This is a genomic window from Pseudomonas sp. GL-R-26, assembly GCF_019947365.1.
In the GTDB taxonomy this organism is placed as follows: Bacteria; Pseudomonadota; Gammaproteobacteria; order Pseudomonadales; family Pseudomonadaceae; genus Aquipseudomonas.
This window is the reverse complement of sequence record NZ_JAGYGI010000054.1, coordinates 1-16,847: the sequence shown is the minus strand read 5'-3', so window position 1 is coordinate 16,847 and position 16,847 is coordinate 1. Positions and strand designations below refer to the sequence as shown.

Here is a 16,847-nt window from a genome sequence, read left to right as displayed (position 1 = left end):
GCCATGCCCTACGCCTTGCGCCTGTGCTTTCGCCCAGAGGTCCCACCCAAACCACAGATCGCCGGCACCCTGCCGGCACGCATCACCCACCCCCAGAGCAACCCCCTCTACACCGAAATCGACATGCAAGGGCGCTACCGGGTCAAGTTCCTCTTCGACCGCGACACCTGGCCCGCCGGCCGCGAAAGCAAATGGCTGCGCCAGGCCCGCGCCTACGCCGGCGACACCTACGGCCTGCACCTGCCACTGATCGCCGGCACCGAAGTGGCCATCGCCTTCGAGCAGGGCGACCCGGACCGCCCCTACATCGCCCACGCCCTGCACGACGACCAGCACCCGGACCTGGTGACCCAGCGCAACGACCACCGCAACGTGCTGCGCACGCCGGCCAACAACAAGTTGCGCATGGATGACACGCGGGGGCAGGAGCACATCAAGCTCAGTACCGAGTATGGCGGCAAGAGCCAGTTGAATCTGGGGCATCTGGTGGATGGCCAGCGCAAGAAGCGCGGGGAAGGGTTTGAGCTGCGCACCGATGATTGGGGCGCCATTCGTGGCGGCAAGGGTCTTTTCATCAGCGCGGACAAACAGGAGAAAGCCAAAGGTGCGCAACTCGACATGGATGCTGCCGTCGGCCGCCTGCAACAGGCCGGCGAACAACTGCAACAACTGTCGGTCGACGCCCAAACCGCCAACGCCGATCCGGCCGACGTCGCAGCACAACTGAACCTGTTGCGCCAGGACCTCGAACAACTCAAATCCCAGGTCCTGCTGCTCAGCGCCCCGCAAGGCATCGCCCTCACCAGCGGCCAGCACCTGCAACTGGCCGCCGAGAAAAACCTGATGCTCAACGCCGGCGGTGAAGCCGACCTCAGCGTGGTCAAGCGCCTGTTCATCGGCGTCGGCCAGGGCCTGAGCCTGTTCGTGCGCAAGCTCGGCATCAAGCTGATCGCCAATCAGGGCCCGGTGAGCGTGCAGGCGCAGAACGATCGCCTGGAACTGATTGCCCGGCATGGCCTGGACATCACCAGCACCGAAGATGAAATCCACATCACGGCGAAGAAGAAAATCGTCCTCAACGGCGGGGGCAGTTACTTCAGCCTGGATACGAACAGCATCGAGTCGGGCACGGCGGGGGATCACAAGGTCAAGGCGGCGCATTTCGAGTACAGCGGTGCGGTCACGCAAGTACCGGAGATACCCGTGTTGCCGCAGTTGCGCGATTACGCGGCCAAGCATCTGGGCTTGATCAAAATCTCCGGCTAATCCGGAACGCCATTACCTCGTACAACGCCTGCTTCATCACAAGGAACGGATAAACATGCTCGGCTACATTTTTGAGGTTATTAAGGACGAGATCAGCTATCGACGCGAGCGAGCCCGGCGCGCCGATCTGCCACCTCCGACACTCGAGACACAATCGTCTCCTGCGACACCGTCACTCGGCATGCGCATACTCTCGCCACTAGCGCGACCGACTGTGTCAACGCCGCCGCTGAAGAACTGGAGACACCCCTTCGGCGACCGTGGCAACCCGTTGCAGCAGTTGACCCAACTGGCCAAAGCCCAAGCCGGTTACTACCCGTTGGGTCGCAATGGTCTGTGGCATGGCGGCGTGCATTTCGATTCCGGTACCACAGGCACCAATGCTCTGTCTCAGGTGCGCTGTCTGGCTGACGGTGAGGTTGTAGCCTACCGCGTTCCCGAGCACACACCGCTTAGCACCTTTTATCCAGAGGCAGGGGGCACCCTCAAAGCGCCGTTTGCTTCGGGGTTTGTGCTGGTCCGGCATCACCTGCAAGCACCGAAGATGGATGGCAGCGACGAAGAACCGCCTGGCCTGACCTTTTACAGCCTGTACATGCACCTGGAAGATTGGGCGCATTATGAAGCGGCTCCACAGCTGCCACGCCCAAGCTTCTGGCCTTATAACCCGGTACTTCGCGTCAAACTCGACGCTCCCGATAGAATGCCCGGCCACCCGGAACAACGGGGGGCGAATGTTCGGCACATGGATCGTCAAGGCCAAGTGATCGACTTTCTGCCCGTCGGCGCGCAAGTGACAATCAGTGGCAACGGCAACTTTCGCAAGCTGGAAAACAGCCATGGCCCGGCGTTTCTATGTACTGCGGATGGCTCGTTACAGGGCTATGTGAAATTCAACTCGCTGGAACGTTTACCGAGTGGCGAATACTGTGTTGTCACTGACGAATTGAGTGTTTACCCGGAGCCGAGCTCTGAGGAAAAAACGCTGGGTAGTTTGTTGAAAGGGGCATCAGTAACCCTCAGTGGCGAAGGCGAATTCCGCAAGCTGGAACGCGTCGCCCAGTATGTGTACTTCGACTCGTTGCAGAGTGAGCGCAAACCACTGGCTTTTGACAACGTTGTGGTACTCGAGCAGCCTGCGCCCATCAAGGCCGGCGAGCTGATTGGGCATCTCGGCCGGTATCAGGAATGCGACGAAACCGCGCCACAGCAAAAGCTGCATCTGGAGGTCTTCAGCGATGATGACGTGGAAGCCTTCTTCGCCGCGAGCCGTGTCTGGGCCCAGCGCCTGCCGGATAAACACAAGACCTGGCTGAAGCTTGCAAAGGGCACGCCGGTGTCGGCGCTTCAAGATCACATCAGCGCCAGCCTTTTGCCCATCTGGAGCCGCGACAATCCCAGCAGCGATGCCGACCTGCTGGTGCCCAAAAGCCTGCTCGACGGCTTGCCGAACGAGCGAAAAATCCAGGCATCCTCCGGTGCCAGCGGCAAAACCTACAACTGGTACCGCCTTGAGGGCCTGCTCTATGACGCAGCCGGAAAACCGCTGGACGGTTGGGTGCGTGAGGAGGTGGGTGTTACGCCCTGGGTCAGTCCCTGGTCCTGGGACGGTTACGACGTTCTTTACAACTACGCCCTGCCGCAGTTGAGCCTGTCCTATCTGTTCAGTGTCACCGGCGTGCTCGGTGAAGAGTCGAAGGACCGCCTGCGCGACCGGGCGGAAAAATGGGACAAAGGGCGGATGCAGACTCGCCTGTACGAAATCATCGACCGAGACCGCAACGGCAAAATGACCGCCGACGAATTGCAAACAGCATTGCGGGTGCCTGCGCTGGCGCAATCGTTGGCACAGTTGGTGATCCTCAGCGAAAGCGAATGGTTTTACCGGCAGGGCAAGTGGGATGCACTGGATGAGGTGTTGGGGCATACCAACTCGGCACCGATTTTGAATTGGGTGGCGGAGAAACAGCGAATTAAGCAATTAAGCTGGTGGGGTGAAGTGGCAGGGAAAGTTGGGTTGTCTAAGGAAGGGATGGTGTTTCACTTTCATCCGGTTGGACTAGCAAATTTGTTTTCAAATGCTCATTCGCTGGAGATCACAACTTTGCAGTTGAAGCAAATATTTCCCGCTGCAGACGAAGGCGATATCGATGTTGTATTGAATGAAATTAATGGTCGGTTGGAAGAGTTTAAATTAAATACTAGGTTGCGGCAACGCCACTTTTTCGCACAAATCAAGGGGGAGGTAGGGGCAACCATGAAAGGTGTCACTGAAAGTTGGGAGTATTCGCCTGCGACACTCAAGTCTTTTAGTGCTTACTATCGGGATCATCCGGATGAGGCGGAAGAAGATGGATACTTAAGAAATGCGATGGGTAAAATTATTCGGCGTGCGAACCAGCGTGAGATTGGGCGGAAGCACTTTCAAAGACTAAATGGAAATCGAGCATTCAGCCTTGATGATGGATATAACTTGCGAGGTAGGGGGTTAATACAAATTACAGGGTATGACAAGTATAATGGGTATATGCGTGATTACAAAAAATATTGGCTCGGAACTGTTTCGGACGCTGTCAACAGTCCGGAAATAATCAATGAAATGCCAAACGCGATCAGAAGCGCACTGTGGTTCTGGTTGAGCTACAAGATCTACGGGGAAGAGCGTGGAAATGGCTATCTAGATGTCAAAAGGATTACGCAAAAAGTCAACGGTGGAAATACAGGCCTGGAAGAAAGAAGGGCCGCGTACAAAGACGCCGAGAAAGAACTAATATGAAAAAAATTATTAAGCACTACCTGTTGTTTGTGTGCTGCGTGAGCGCCAACGTATATGCATGTGAAGTTGATTTGTGCAAAGCCGACGAGATGGTAATTGCCTCATGTCGATTGAGTGAGGCAAAAGGTAGAGTTGTATCTTTTTGCGCCAGTGCAAATAAAAAAACAATAAGTTATAGGGTGGGGTCGAACTCCGATCTGGAGATGAATATACAATTCTCTAATAAGAAGCCAGTAAGTCGATGGCTGGATGTTGGTACGTATACAACCTATTTTGGTTTTCGTCGGGCGGCTTACTCATATGTATTAGGTGTGCCTCAGGAATCTTTAGGGGCAAGAGCTTTTTTGGAGGTTGCGAAAAATGACAAAATACTTACTTCTGTTGATTGCGTAGATAACTCCTATGGTGAAAAAAATATCGACAGTGAGGCGATAATAAACGTGCAAGATGATTTAGTTAGAAGTAATGGTTTTTTGTTTCCGCCTTATTAAGTCATTAGGATGGTATCCAAGCTCTGACGTATCGTGCTGCTTGAAGCAGAAGGTCGCAAGAAGGTTGTAGTCGGGCGGAGAATACTAAAAAAGAACAATGTTGTCAGCGAAACAAAATATTTTAGAAGCATTCGAGGGGCACACAATGATAGCGAGGCTTCTTTTTTTATCATTGATTACTGTATGTGGGTCGATCCATGCAGACTTAAATCGATTCTCTCCAGAGTCTTGCGAAATTCGGGATAATCAGATTGAAAATCATTGCTTAAAGAGCAAGGCAATAGAGGCTGACAAACTTTTGAACCAGTCTTACGCAGAGTTGCATAAAAATATCGCCGAACGATTAATTGATAACCCTGTGTTAATTTCCGTTCTTCAAGAACAGATAAAAAAATCACAAAGGGCTTGGATAAAACTGAGGGATGAAAATTGCGCCATTGAAACATTTATATTTTTGCCTGGAGAGCAAATTTTTAATGCGGTAAAAAATGCTTGCTTGACTAGAGAAACTATTGACAGAACGCTCTATCTGAACAATTTGTCTTTTTAAAGTTTCAGGTGGCATAAAAACTAAAGAAGATTTTTGAGCGGGAATGAGCTATGAAACGCGCCATTTGTATTAGTGACATCACAACCGGTACCGGCAACTTTATCTCAGGTTCGGTTAAGGTGACATTTGCAGGTGTCGGTGTGGCTTACAAGGGATACTCGGTACTGTGTCCACTTTCTGGCCATGGCCGCACGGTGATTGCCGAGAGGCTCCCTGTATTTAAACACAACGACATTCCACTCGCCTTTGACGATCATTTATGCGCCCGTGGTTGCGTATTGATTTCTTCGTTGCCTGAAGTGGAGGCGAGTTAGCCATGCCGGTCAGACTAGATAAAGTACCTCCACTCGCACTACGTCCTGCACAACCTGGGTTTTTGCGTTGGTTCGGCTTGCTGTTGCTGTGTTTGTTGGTGGGTGTGGGCGGGGGGGTAGTATTTGGTGATGACCCCTTGCCCCAGTGGCCTGTTGATTTCTGGGAGTTGGCCGTAGGTATACCGATCTTCGGTTGGTGTGTGCTGAGCTTCTTGCGAATGGCGGTGTATTTCGGCCAACAGGGAGCAGCCGAAGGTTGGGATGCAGCCCGTGAGGAAGATCTGATTCGTAAAATTCGCCAGGGTCGGCGCTCTCAGCAATTGTTGAGTGTTAGCCTGCATACCGCTTTTCGAAATCCAGATGACCAGTCAGATGAGCAGTTGAATAAGTTGGGCAGCGGTATTCAATCTCTGAAGGCTCAACCGACTCGGCTGGGCGAAGCACCATTACGCCACAGTCGTTTGTATTGTGGAACGGATGAATCGTCAAACGACTTGCTGCTGCGGGTGATGACGCAGGTACTCAGCGACTTGGCGCAAACTCTGGCTCAGGTGCCTGGCGACAGGCCATTGGCTTTGTTGTTGGAGATCGAAAGCAGCTTTTCGGAAGATTTTTTGTGCCGAGTGTGGCAACAGGCATGGGCTGAGTCGGGTATTCGCCAAATAACGGTACCCGTCGAGGGCTGTGGATTGGCCGCAGTTGATCGGTGGCTCGACCAACGCATCAACGATCAGGCCATGCTGATGGTTGTAGCGTTACAGCTTGCGCCGGAGCAGACCGAAGGCACCGCGGAAGTCGCCGTTGGTTTGCTGCTGGGCAACCGCCTGATGCAATCCATCCTGGCACCTATCGCCTACCTCCACCGCCCTGAGCAAGAGCGCAAGCCGACCGACGCCGATCTGCTCTGCGCCACGCGCCAGGCCCTCGACTGGGTGCCGCTGCAAGCGCAGGCGGTCAAACGGGTCTGGCTGACGGGGATCGATCCGCAACGGCATGCCGCCATCGCCACCGTGTTGATGGACGTGCCCATGCCGGTTCAGTTGCCAAAGGCTTTGTGCAACCTCGATGCGTTGCTCGGGCAGCCGGGGAAAGCCTCACCTTGGCTGGCCATCGCCGCTGCGGCGCAAACGATTGAACGCGGCGCCGGGCCGCAATTCATTTTCAGCGGCGGAACTGCCGCCGATGGCCTTTGGAGCACGGTGTTGATGCCCGTGTCACCCCTTTCGAAATAGGAAATCTCGAATGCAGTTTCGACGCTCTGTAGGGTTGGGTGTGCTGGCGAGTGTGCTGTTGATGGCCGGATTGGTCTTGAGTGTGCTGCTCTGGCGCCATCCCGAGTCGTTGGGCATGGCATCGGGTAGTGTCCGGCAAACGTTTTGGCTTGCGGTGAGCTCGGCGACCACTATTGTGCTGGTGGTGTTCCTGGGTGGTTACCAATTGATAGGCCGGTGGATTGGCGGTGCTACTTATCAACCATTTGAGTCGGACGATAAGCCCCAGCCTGCGCAACGGCCTTCTGCAAATTCGGCTGGCGCCGAGGACAGACAATGGGAAGCCAGGATTAGAACTTCGTTGCGGGCGCGCCACCGCGGTTTTTGGCATCCCAAGGTCCGACTCCTGCTCATTGTCGGCGAACCCGAACAAATCCAGGCTATTGCGCCCGGCCTGACCCGGGACCATTGGCTGGTTGATGATGACACCGTGCTGCTCTGGGGCGGCAGTGTGCAAAACCAGCTGGACGATGTTGTGATCGAGCGCTATCGCCGCTTGACCCGCTGGCGGGCCCTCGACGGCATAGTCTGGGCGTTGAATGCCGAGCAAAGCGCTGACGACTACCACATGGGTAAAGGCGCGCGGCACCTGCAAGACCTCGCAGGTTCGCTGGGCTGGTCGCTGCCCCTGCACCTGTGGCAGGTTTGTGCCAGTAATTGGGTGCAGGACAAGCGCCCAAGTCAGGCGGTGGGTTGTGCGCTGCCGTCACGCCTGTCCGCAACAGAACTGGAAACGTCGCTGCACAGTCTGCTGGGCCCCATGCGTCAGGAAGGCTGGGCGCAGATGAACAAGACTATGGCGCATGATTTCCTGGCGCGCCTGGCGAGGGACCTGGAGGTCAAAGGCGTGTCCCGCTGGCGTAAGGTACTGACGCCGTGGTTCGGCAGTTCCAGGCAGGATCTGCCGTTGCGCGGTCTGTGGTTCAGCCTGCCACTGCCGGGTAAGACCCTGCGCGAGGAAGAGCACTTCTGGCCCATGGACCCTGCCTGGCAAGGCGTGCTCGGCGAACCAAAACAACCAAGCCGTCGCCTGGGCTGGAGCGCCCCGCGCGTTGTTTATGGCTTGGCCTTGACCGTGGCCCTGGTCTGGGGCGCCGGCCTGCTGCTGTCGTTCCTCAGCAACCGCGTGCAGATCCACCATTTGCAAACCTCGCTGACCGCACTGCAGCAAGCCACCCCCGGCGACGCCCAACTGAGCGCGCTCAACGAACTGACTCGCGAACTGGGCCGCCTGGATTACCGCGCCACCCACGGCACGCCGTGGTACCAGCGTTTCGGCCTGAACCAGAACGACGCACTGCTGGCCACGCTATGGCCGCGTTACGTCGAGGCCAACCAGCGCCTGTTGCGTGACCCGGCAGCGGCCACGCTCAAGGCCCAGCTCAACGCCCTGGTCAAGCTGCCACCGGACAGCCCCGAGCGTGCCAAGCGCGCGCAATCTGCCTACACGCAACTCAAGGCCTACCTGATGCTGGCCCGCCCGGAAAAAACCGATCCTGCCTTTCTTGCTCAAGCCCTGGTGGACACCGAGCCGCAAAGCGCCGACTTTTCCCCTGGACTCTGGCACGCCCTGGCACCGAGCTTGTGGCAGTTCTACACCGAACAACTGGCCGCCCACCCAGACTGGCGCATCGACGCCGATCCCAAGCTGGTGGCCCAAGTCCGCCAGGTGCTGATCGGCCAGCTGGGCCAGCGCAACGGCGAAGCCAGCCTGTACCAATCCGTGCTCGACAACGCCGCCAATCACGCGCCGGTGCTGAGCCTGGCGCAGATGGTCGGCGACACCGAGGCATCGACGCTGTTTGCCACTTCGGCCGAGGTGCCGGGGGTGTTCACCCGCCAAGCCTGGGAAGGCCAGATACGCCCGGCCATCGACGCCATCGCCGAGGCGCGCCGCGAAGAGATCGACTGGGTGCTCAGCGACAATCCGGCGCGTCTCGCCGCCGACCTGAGCCCGGAGCAGCTCAAGCAACGCCTGACCGAACGTTACTTCCAGGACTACGCCAACGCCTGGCTGGATTTTCTCAACCAGTTGCGCTGGCAACCGGTGGACAGCCTTGGCGAGGTGATCGACCAGTTGGCGCTGATGAGCGATGTGCGCCAGTCGCCGCTGATCGCGCTGATGAATACCCTGGCCTATCAGGGCCAGGCCGGCACCCGTCGTCAGGCGCTGGCCGACTCGCTGGTGCAGTCGGCGCAGCAACTGCTCGGCAAGGAGCCAGTGCCGGTGATCGAGCAGGCCAAGCCCGGCGGAGGCAGCCCGCTGGACGCCACCTTTGGGCTATTGTTGACCTTGCTCGGAAAAGACGCCGACAACGCCAACGACAGCGAGCGCATGAGCCTGCAAGCCTTCCTCAACCGCGTCACCCGGGTGCGCCTGAAGTTGCAGCAAGTGAGCAACGCACCTAATCCCCAGGCAATGACCCAGGCCCTGGCGCAAAGTGTGTTCCAGGGCCACAGCGTCGACCTCACCGACACCCAGGCCTACGGCAGCCTGCTCGCCGCCAGCCTCGGCGCCGAGTGGGACGGCGTCGGCCAGACCCTGTTCGTGCAGCCGCTGGAGCAGGCCTGGCAGCGAGTCCTGCAACCCTCGGTGGCCGGCCTCAACAGCCAGTGGCAGCGGGCGATCGTACGCGACTGGCAGGGCGCGTTTGCCGGGCGCTACCCCTTTGCTGCCACCGGCAGTGACGCCTCGCTGCCGATGCTCGGGCAGATGATCCGCGCCGACGCCGGGCGCATCGACCAGTTCCTCCAGCAGCAATTGGGCGGTGTGCTGCGCAAGGAAGGCAGCCGCTGGGTGGCCGACGCGCGGCACAGCCAGGGTCTGCACTTCAACCCGAAGTTCCTCGCGGCGATCAACCAGCTCAGCCACCTCGCCGACGTGCTCTACACCGACGGCGGCATGGGCCTGAGCTTCGAGCTGCGCGGCAAGCCGGTGCGTGACGTGGTGCAGACCACTTTCATCCTCAACGGCGAAAAGCATGAGTACTTTAACCAGAAGGAACGCTGGCAGCGCTTCAGCTGGCCGGGCTTCAGCCAGCATCCGGGCACGCGTTTGCTGTGGATCAGCGTGCTGGCCAATGAACGCCTTTACGGCGATTACGAAGGCACCTGGGGCCTGATCCGCCTGCTCGAACAGGCAAAAATCACCGCCCTGAACGACACCGACAGCCAGTACCGCGTGCAGCTTCGGGCCCCCGACGGCCTCGACCTGACCTGGCACCTGCGCACTGAACTGGGCGCAGGGCCGCTGACGTTGCTCAAGTTGCGCGGCTTTGAATTGCCGGCGCAGATTTTTCTCGGCGAAGGCACTCAAGCGCAGCCTTATGCGCAGAATGGAAGTTACCCATGAGCCTGCTCAAACTGATCACCCGTTGCCTCGGCGAACGTGACCCGCTGGCCCTTGCCCGTACCCAGGCCGACTGCTGGCAATCCTGGTTGCAGCCCATCAGTGCGCAGTCGCCGGTCGGTGAAGACCCGGGTTACGACGATGACTTCCAGCGCATGCGTGAAGAGGTCAACAAGCTCTCCGGCGCGAACGTCGACGAGGTGATTCAGCTGGCGGAGAAGTTGCTCGGCCAGCGCTGCAAGGATCTGCGCGTCGCCACTTACTACCTGTGGGCACGCCTGCAGAAGGACGGTGAGACAGGGTTGGCCGATGGCCTTGGTTTATTGGCGGCGCTGGTTGAGCGGTACGCCGGCGATGTGCTTCCCGTGAGGGCCAACAGCCGCAAGATGGCCCTGGAGTGGTTGACCGGCGGCAAGGTGCTGGACAGCCTGTCGCTGTACCCGGAGGTGGTCAAGGCCGAGGCGGAACGCACGGTGGCGGCGCTGGCCTGGCTTGAACATGGGTTGCAAGCCTGGCCCGAGGATCAGCGGCCGCAGCTGGATGCGTTGCATGGGGCGTTGTCGGCGCGCCTGGCGCAGTCCGGCGGGGTCGATGCCGTAGTGCCCCAGCACAGCGCCAGTCACGAGTCCGTCAGCCAGGCCAGCCCCCCGGGTAGCCTGGCCATCAAGTCCGGGCGCGACCTGTTGGACAGCGGCCGGACCTTGGCCGGTTACCTGCGCGACCAGCCACAAGGCTGGCTGGCGGCGCACCGCCTGATGAAAAGCCTGCGCTGGGACACCTTGCACGAGCCGCCCCTGCAGGACGCCAGCGGCACCACGCGCCTGGCGCCGCCCCGGAGCGAATCCCGGGCGCAACTAAAGCGCCTGTATCAGCAGCAGAACTGGAGCGAATTGCTCGATCAGGTCGAGCGCACGTTCGCCGAGGGGGTCAACCATTTCTGGCTGGACCTGCAGTGGTACCTGGTCCAGGCCCTGAGCAAACTACCGGCGCCTCACGACGGCTGGGCCGACATCGTCAAGCGCGACCTGGGTATGTTCCTCGAGCGGCTGCCGGGCCTGGAGGCGCTGGGGTGGAACGACGGTACACCGTTCGCCGACGAGACCACCCGTGAATGGATCGCTCAGCACGTAAGCGCGCAACAGTCGCTCCAGCTCCTGCCCGCAGCGGCCCCGGCTGCGGTCATGGCCGATGGCGAGATTCTGTCCCTGGAAAGCGAGGCGCTGGCCCAGGCCGACAGCGACGGCGTCGAACATGCACTGGCCTGGCTGGCCGCGCGCCCGGACATTCACAGCGGTCGCCAGCGCTGGCTGCTGCGCCTGCTGATGGCGCGGGTGGCCGAGCAATGTGGCAAGAACGACTTGGCCCTGCACCTGCTCGGTGAACTGGATGCCACGGCCGAGCGCCAGGCCTTGGCGGACTGGGAGCCGGAATTGAATTTCGAGGTCAAGGCCCGCCTGCTCAAGCTGACCCGCCTGAAAGCGCAGCGCAACGATGCCGACAAGCCGGCCCTGGCCAGGCGCATGGAGACGTTGCTGGCGGCGCTGGTTGCCATCGATCCGGTACGCGCCGCCGTACTGTGCGGTTGAACCCCATTTATCAGGATTATTTACAGCATGGACAATCTGACACTGCGTTATTACGACGCCGAGATGCGCTACCTGCGCGAAGCCGGGCAGGAGTTTGCGCAAGCGTTTCCCGACCGCGCGGCGCAGTTGAACCTGGACAAACCCGGCGCCCGCGATCCCTATGTGGAGCGTCTGTTCGAGGGCTTCGCTTTCTTGATGGGGCGCCTGCGCGAAAAGCTCGACGACGACTTGCCGGAGTTGACCGAAGGCCTGGTCAGCCTGTTGTGGCCCCATTACCTGCGCACCATTCCCTCGCTGTCGATCGTCGAGTTCCAGGTGGAACTGGCACAGCTCAGGCGCAGCGAGCTGATCGCCGCCGGCCAGGAGGTGCTCTCGCAACCCATCGGGCCGCAGCGTACCGTATGCCGTTACACCACCACCCAGGACCTGCGGCTGCAACCCATCGAATTGCAATCCTTGCGCCTGGCCCATGAGCCCGACGGCCGCTCGCTGCTGCGCCTGCGGTTTGCCTGCGCAACGGCGATCGACTGGAGCCAGATCGACCTCAGCCGCGTGCCGATGTACCTGAACGCCGATGCCCCTCTGGCCAGCGCGCTGCATCAGGCCCTGACCCTGCATGCCCAGGCGTTGTATGTGCGCCTGCCGGGCGAGGCGCAACGAGTTGCACTGGCAGGTCATTTCGCGCCCAAGGGCTTTGCCGACGAGGACCGTTTGTGGCCAAAGGGCGACAGCGCGTTCAGCGGCTATCAGTTGTTGCTGGAATATTTCACCTTCCGCGAGAAGTTCATGTTCGTCACCCTCCATGGCCTGGAGCAGGTGAACATCACTGCGGATATGCCCTGGTTCGAACTGGAGGTGGTCCTGCGCGAGTCGTGGCCGCAGGCATTCAACCTGAGCGCCGAACACCTTCGCCTGCATGCGGTACCGGTGATCAATCTGTTCACCCTGGAAGCCGATCCGATGCCGCTGGATCCATTGCAAACCGACTACCTGTTGCGTCCCATGCGCCTGCAGGACGGGCACACGGAAATTTACTCGGTGGACCGGGTCACCGCATCGAAGAACACCGAGCGTCTGGACTATGTGCCGTTCAGCAGTTTTCGTCACAAGGGCGGAATGTTGCGCGACGAGGCGCCCGAGCGTTACTTCCATACCCGCCTCAAGCGAGGCGCCATTGGCCTGCACGATACCTGGCTGATTCTCGGGGGCGACGGCTTCGATCAGGATCGCTTGCAGGGCAGCCAGAGCCTGTCCCTGCAACTGACCGGGACCCACGGCCTGCTGCCACGCAAGGCGCTGCAAAGCACCCTGCTTGATGGGCTGGTCAACACCGCCTTGAGCGGCTTGCGCGTGCGCAATCTGAGCGCCCCGACCTTGCCGTGCTATCCGCCGAACCGCGATCGTTTCCACTGGCGCGTACTCAGCCACCTGGGCTCCAACTTCCTGCCGATGCTCGATAACGCCGAAGTGCTGCGCGGCACCCTGGCGCTGTACGACTGGACCGGCAGCGAACTGAACCGCCGTCGCCTGGCGGCCATCGTCGAAGTCAGGCACCACCTGGTGCAGCGGTTCGAAAAGGGCTTTCTGCTGCGCGGCGTGGACATCGAAGTGACCCTCGACGCCCATGGTTTTTGCGGCGAGGGCGACATCAGCCTGTTCGGCGAAATGCTCCATCGCTTCTTCGCGCTGTACGCCGACATTCACCTGTTCAACCAGCTCACGCTGATCCTTCAACCTACTGGAAAGTGCCTGCGATGGAACGAGAACCACAGTCAGCGTATTCCCGGCTGAAAGCCTGCGGATTGCTCGAGGTGCTGGAGGGGCGGGTGGCCGAGGCCAGTCTGTATCGGTTCTGCCAGCTGCTGGAGCAAGCCCTGCCAGGCCATCCGCCGCTGGGCAGCACCAGCCATCCGGCGGACGACCCGGTACGGTTTCGCCCGGACCCCGGCATGGGCTTTCCCGCCGGTGAGCTGAAGTACATCGAGATCGATGACCGGCAGCCGCTGCGTCCGGCGACGGTGCGTACGCGGCTGTTGGGCTTGTACGGCGTGGATTCGCCATTGCCGACGGCTTTTGTCGACGACATTGCCCAGCGCCGCGACGGGCATGAGGTGCTTGAGGCGTTTCTGGATATTTTCAACCACCGGATCTTCACCCAGTTCTATCGGATCTGGCGCAAGTATTCCTACCCGGCCACCTTCGAAGCCGGCGGCAGTGATGCGACGTCGCAGTGTCTGCTGGGTCTGGTCGGTCTTGGCATCCCCGGCACGGCCAAGCGCATTGCCACGCCGGTTTCGCGGTTTCTCGCGCTGCTTAGTGTGATGCGCATGCCCACCCGCAACGCCGAGGGCATCACCGCTCTGGTGTCGCTGCTGGCTCCAGAGACCCGGGCCAGGATCACGCCGCACTGGCCACAGAGAATCCCCCTGGCCCATCCGGCGAGTCTGTCCGCGAGTCGTCCGGTCAGCCTGTCCCAGGGCACGCCGCTGGGGAACAACGGGTTCGATGCCAACAGCCAGCTGCACTTGGCGCTGTTCACCAGGGACCGGGACGAAGCACGGGGCTGGTTGCCCGATGGCCAGTTGTATAACGATCTGCTGGTGTTGCTGCGGGTCTACCTGGGCTGGCGCTGCACCGCCAGGCTGCAGTTGTCGCTGCCGGTGCGCAGCTTGCCGCAACCGGTGCTGGGGCGGGCGCCGATCCGCCTGGGCATGACCGGCATGTTGGGTTCGGGCAGTGACACCTGGCAGGGCGCGGAACACGACACCATCACCATCAATCTGGGCCGCTACCAGGGCCTGTCGAAAAACACTCGGAACAGGGAAGCACAGCATGTCGCGTACCGTTGGTAATTCATTGATCCTGACGACGCTGGCGGTAGTGCTCGCCGGCTGTGGTGTCACTCAGACTGTCTCGGAAGGCACGGCATCTGCCACCCGCTCGATTTTCTACAAACAGGTGAAAGACTTGCGCCTGGATTTCAGTGCCCGCACGGCCATCAACACTGATGTTGCGGACATGAATGCGATGTCGGTCCCGACGCTGGTGCGGGTCTATCAACTGAGCGACAGCAAGGCGCTGCAGAGGGCTTCCTACGACAGCCTGCTCGGTGGCGACGAGCAGGCGCTGGCCGGCAATTTGCTCGATACCCGGGCGCTGGTGATCAAGCCTGGCGAGGGCGCGAAACTGGATGTGCCGCTGGACAAGGACGCGCGTTTCGTCACGGTGGTCGCGCTGTTTCGTAACCCCGATGTGCAGATGAATACCTGGCGCCTGACCTTGAACCGCGACGATCTCGACCCGGACCGGGCACGGGTCATCGAGCTGGGGGACAACCAATTGACCCTGCGCGCATTGGCCCGGGACTGACCATGCCTGACCTCAATCCATCGCTTTACGAAACACTGCTGCAGAACTTCGACGGTGACCTGGACCTGTATCAAGTCAATGAAGAGGACCAGCACACGCTGTCGGTACTGGACAACCTGCAACGCATCCTCAACAGCCGGGCCGGAACACTCGCGCACCTGCCCGATTACGGTCTTCCCGACATGGGCCAGATCCTCCAGGGCCTGCCGGGCTCGGCGCACGTGTTGATGAGGGCCATGCAGGACACCCTGAACAAGTACGAACCGCGTCTGGCGACCGTGCACATCGAGTTGCTCGAGCAAGCTTTGCCAGGCCATCTGGACTACAGCCTCGACGTGCTGCTCAAAAGCGGCCGGCAGGTGACCTTCGGTACCACACTGGCAGCGGAGGGCAAAGTCCTGGTGCGCCATCTGAAACGACAGCAATGGCTGTCGAAATCCTGAACTTATAAAGCAACGGAGGCTGACGGTGCTATTTGAAATGCGTATTCGACTGGGCGGTGATCCGCGCGGTTACGGTGAGTTTATTGCGCTGCGCGAAGAGCTGGCGAAGTTGAGTCATCCGGCCTGTCCCGATGTAGATTGGGCGAGAGTGGAGCAGTGGTGCCTGGCACTGTTCGAACACAACGGCGCAGACCTGCAGACGGCCGCCGCGTTTGCCCTGGCGCGCAGCCAGCGGCATGGCGTGGAAGGCATGACCCAGGGGGTGACGCTGATCGAAACCCTGTGCGGCCAGTGGGCGGCCTGTTGGCCACCCATGGCGTCGGTGCGCCTGGATATCCTCGTCTGGCTGTGCGTGCAGTGGCAGGCGTTGTTGCGCAATCTGGCGCCGGGAACACAACACTTCCCCGAGTTGCTTCAACTGGACAGCGGGCTGGCGCGTTTGCAGCAGCGCCTGGAGCTGCAGGCACAAGCGCCGGTGGTGGCCCTGCATGCCTTGCGCCAGCAGATCGAGAGCCTGATCCGGCGCATGCAGCGCAGCAGCGTTGTGGTCGGCACGCTATCACCGCCTGCAAGGGAGCCGGCGCCGGCTGTGATGATGCCCGTGGTGATATTGCCGCCCAACCCCTTGCCCATGCCTGAAATGCCGCCGGCGAAGCGTCCCCTGGCCCGGTGGCTTTGCGCTGCAGCCGTTGTGACGGGCCTGGTCAGCGGAGCCTGGTGGCTGGGCTCGACCGGCGTCGCCGAGCAACGCCTGGCGCATCTATTGCAGCCGCCACCGACTATTGTCGCGCCGGTGCGCCTGGACAGCCTGTCGTTGTTCGAGGCCGGCAGCGCCGAGCTCAAGCCGGGCTCGACCAAGATCCTGATCAGCGCCCTGGTCGACATCAAGGCCCAGCCCGGCTGGCTGATCGTCATTGGCGGGCATACGGATGGTCGAGGCAGTGCGCAGCACAATCAGCAGCTTTCCCACGCCCGGGCCTCGGCCGTGCGTGACTGGATGCAACGCATGGGTGATATTCCTGACAGTTGCTTTGCGGTGCAGGGGTTTGCCGCCAGCCAGCCTGTCAGCAGTGATGACAGCGAAACCGGGCGTGCGGCGAACCGACGGGTTGAAATCAGCCTGTTGCCACAAGCGGGTGCATGCGGGCAAACGGCGTCAGGGGAGCGCCCCGTGTAGGCGAGGGGGGAGGGAAATACAGGCGTAGCCGCGGTCCGTGCCCGCGGCTACGCCTGCACAGGGGTCAAGCCTTGATCACATATCCATAAGCGCGAATACGCCCCTCATGCTCCTTCAGATAAACCCCCTGCAACTCCGGCGTGAAGCCGGGCAAGCGGTTGATGCCTTCTTCCAGGGCCAGGAAGTACTTGAGCACCGCGCCGCCCCAGATTTCACCTGGCACCACGCACAGAACCCCCGGCGGATAAGGCAACG

14 protein-coding genes are annotated in these 16,847 nt (G+C 60.3%); 13 read left to right on the top strand and 1 reads right to left on the bottom strand.

Annotated features, from left to right (window positions below):
• The 13 genes from KGA96_RS28840 to KGA96_RS28780 form a co-directional block, all read left to right on the top strand.
• The coding region (locus KGA96_RS28840) for a DUF2345 domain-containing protein (protein ID WP_223515949.1) at window positions 1-1,266 on the top strand (1,266 nt) is incomplete at its 5' end.
• Window positions 1,267-1,321: 55 nt separating this feature from the next.
• Window positions 1,322-4,042 (top strand): glycoside hydrolase family 19 protein, encoded by a 2,721-nt coding sequence (locus tag KGA96_RS28835; protein WP_223515946.1) that lies wholly within the window; start codon window positions 1,322-1,324, stop codon window positions 4,040-4,042.
• Window positions 4,039-4,533, top strand: a complete 495-nt coding sequence (locus KGA96_RS28830; RefSeq protein ID WP_223515943.1) for a hypothetical protein — start codon at window positions 4,039-4,041, stop codon at window positions 4,531-4,533. The genes KGA96_RS28835 and KGA96_RS28830 overlap by 4 nt, the downstream gene beginning before the upstream one ends.
• 97 nt (window positions 4,534-4,630) lie before the next feature.
• Entirely contained in the window at window positions 4,631-5,083 is a 453-nt protein-coding gene (locus KGA96_RS28825) for a lysozyme inhibitor LprI family protein (protein WP_223515940.1), read from the top strand.
• 50 nt (window positions 5,084-5,133) lie between these two features.
• Window positions 5,134-5,397: a PAAR domain-containing protein gene (locus KGA96_RS28820; protein ID WP_223515937.1), complete on the top strand. Its 264-nt coding sequence runs from the start codon at window positions 5,134-5,136 to the stop codon at window positions 5,395-5,397.
• A 2-nt stretch (window positions 5,398-5,399) separates the two neighbouring features.
• Window positions 5,400-6,629: a hypothetical protein gene (locus tag KGA96_RS28815; RefSeq protein WP_223515934.1), complete on the top strand. Its 1,230-nt coding sequence runs from the start codon at window positions 5,400-5,402 to the stop codon at window positions 6,627-6,629.
• 10 nt (window positions 6,630-6,639) lie between these two features.
• Window positions 6,640-10,020: an ImcF-related family protein gene (locus tag KGA96_RS28810; protein ID WP_223515931.1), complete on the top strand. Its 3,381-nt coding sequence runs from the start codon at window positions 6,640-6,642 to the stop codon at window positions 10,018-10,020.
• Window positions 10,017-11,603: a type VI secretion system protein TssA gene (gene tssA / locus KGA96_RS28805; protein ID WP_223515928.1), complete on the top strand. Its 1,587-nt coding sequence runs from the start codon at window positions 10,017-10,019 to the stop codon at window positions 11,601-11,603. The genes KGA96_RS28810 and tssA overlap by 4 nt, the downstream gene beginning before the upstream one ends.
• A gap of 27 nt (window positions 11,604-11,630) precedes the next feature.
• Window positions 11,631-13,394 (top strand): type VI secretion system baseplate subunit TssF, encoded by a 1,764-nt coding sequence (gene tssF / locus KGA96_RS28800; protein WP_223456718.1) that lies wholly within the window; start codon window positions 11,631-11,633, stop codon window positions 13,392-13,394.
• On the top strand, window positions 13,358-14,455 hold the full coding sequence (gene tssG / locus KGA96_RS28795; protein ID WP_223515925.1) for a type VI secretion system baseplate subunit TssG: 1,098 nt from the start codon (window positions 13,358-13,360) through the stop codon (window positions 14,453-14,455). Before tssF ends, tssG begins: the two co-directional genes overlap by 37 nt.
• Window positions 14,436-14,972 (top strand): type VI secretion system lipoprotein TssJ, encoded by a 537-nt coding sequence (tssJ, locus tag KGA96_RS28790; protein WP_015095550.1) that lies wholly within the window; start codon window positions 14,436-14,438, stop codon window positions 14,970-14,972. Before tssG ends, tssJ begins: the two co-directional genes overlap by 20 nt.
• 2 nt (window positions 14,973-14,974) lie before the next feature.
• Entirely contained in the window at window positions 14,975-15,415 is a 441-nt protein-coding gene (gene tssE, locus KGA96_RS28785; protein ID WP_223456724.1) for a type VI secretion system baseplate subunit TssE, read from the top strand.
• A gap of 37 nt (window positions 15,416-15,452) precedes the next feature.
• Entirely contained in the window at window positions 15,453-16,592 is a 1,140-nt protein-coding gene (locus KGA96_RS28780) for an OmpA family protein (RefSeq protein ID WP_223456726.1), read from the top strand.
• A gap of 64 nt (window positions 16,593-16,656) precedes the next feature.
• Here KGA96_RS28780 and KGA96_RS28775 read toward each other — a convergent pair.
• Window positions 16,657-16,847 (bottom strand): hypothetical protein (locus KGA96_RS28775; protein ID WP_223515923.1); only part of this gene is annotated, 191 nt, incomplete at its 5' end.

Excerpts from the sequence above, each read along its gene's own strand:
- tssE (WP_223456724.1), top strand. The coding sequence starts at position 14,975 with ATGCCTGACCTCAATCCATCGCTTTACGAAACACTGCTGCAGAACTTC.
- tssG (WP_223515925.1), top strand. The coding sequence starts at position 13,358 with ATGGAACGAGAACCACAGTCAGCGTATTCCCGGCTGAAAGCCTGCGGA.
- KGA96_RS28815 (WP_223515934.1), top strand. The coding sequence starts at position 5,400 with ATGCCGGTCAGACTAGATAAAGTACCTCCACTCGCACTACGTCCTGCA.
- KGA96_RS28835 (WP_223515946.1), top strand. The coding sequence starts at position 1,322 with ATGCTCGGCTACATTTTTGAGGTTATTAAGGACGAGATCAGCTATCGA.
- KGA96_RS28780 (WP_223456726.1), top strand. The coding sequence starts at position 15,453 with ATGCGTATTCGACTGGGCGGTGATCCGCGCGGTTACGGTGAGTTTATT.
- KGA96_RS28820 (WP_223515937.1), top strand. The coding sequence starts at position 5,134 with ATGAAACGCGCCATTTGTATTAGTGACATCACAACCGGTACCGGCAAC.
- KGA96_RS28825 (WP_223515940.1), top strand. The coding sequence starts at position 4,631 with ATGTTGTCAGCGAAACAAAATATTTTAGAAGCATTCGAGGGGCACACA.
- tssA (WP_223515928.1), top strand. The coding sequence starts at position 10,017 with ATGAGCCTGCTCAAACTGATCACCCGTTGCCTCGGCGAACGTGACCCG.
- KGA96_RS28830 (WP_223515943.1), top strand. The coding sequence starts at position 4,039 with ATGAAAAAAATTATTAAGCACTACCTGTTGTTTGTGTGCTGCGTGAGC.
- tssF (WP_223456718.1), top strand. The coding sequence starts at position 11,631 with ATGGACAATCTGACACTGCGTTATTACGACGCCGAGATGCGCTACCTG.
- tssJ (WP_015095550.1), top strand. The coding sequence starts at position 14,436 with ATGTCGCGTACCGTTGGTAATTCATTGATCCTGACGACGCTGGCGGTA.
- KGA96_RS28810 (WP_223515931.1), top strand. The coding sequence starts at position 6,640 with ATGCAGTTTCGACGCTCTGTAGGGTTGGGTGTGCTGGCGAGTGTGCTG.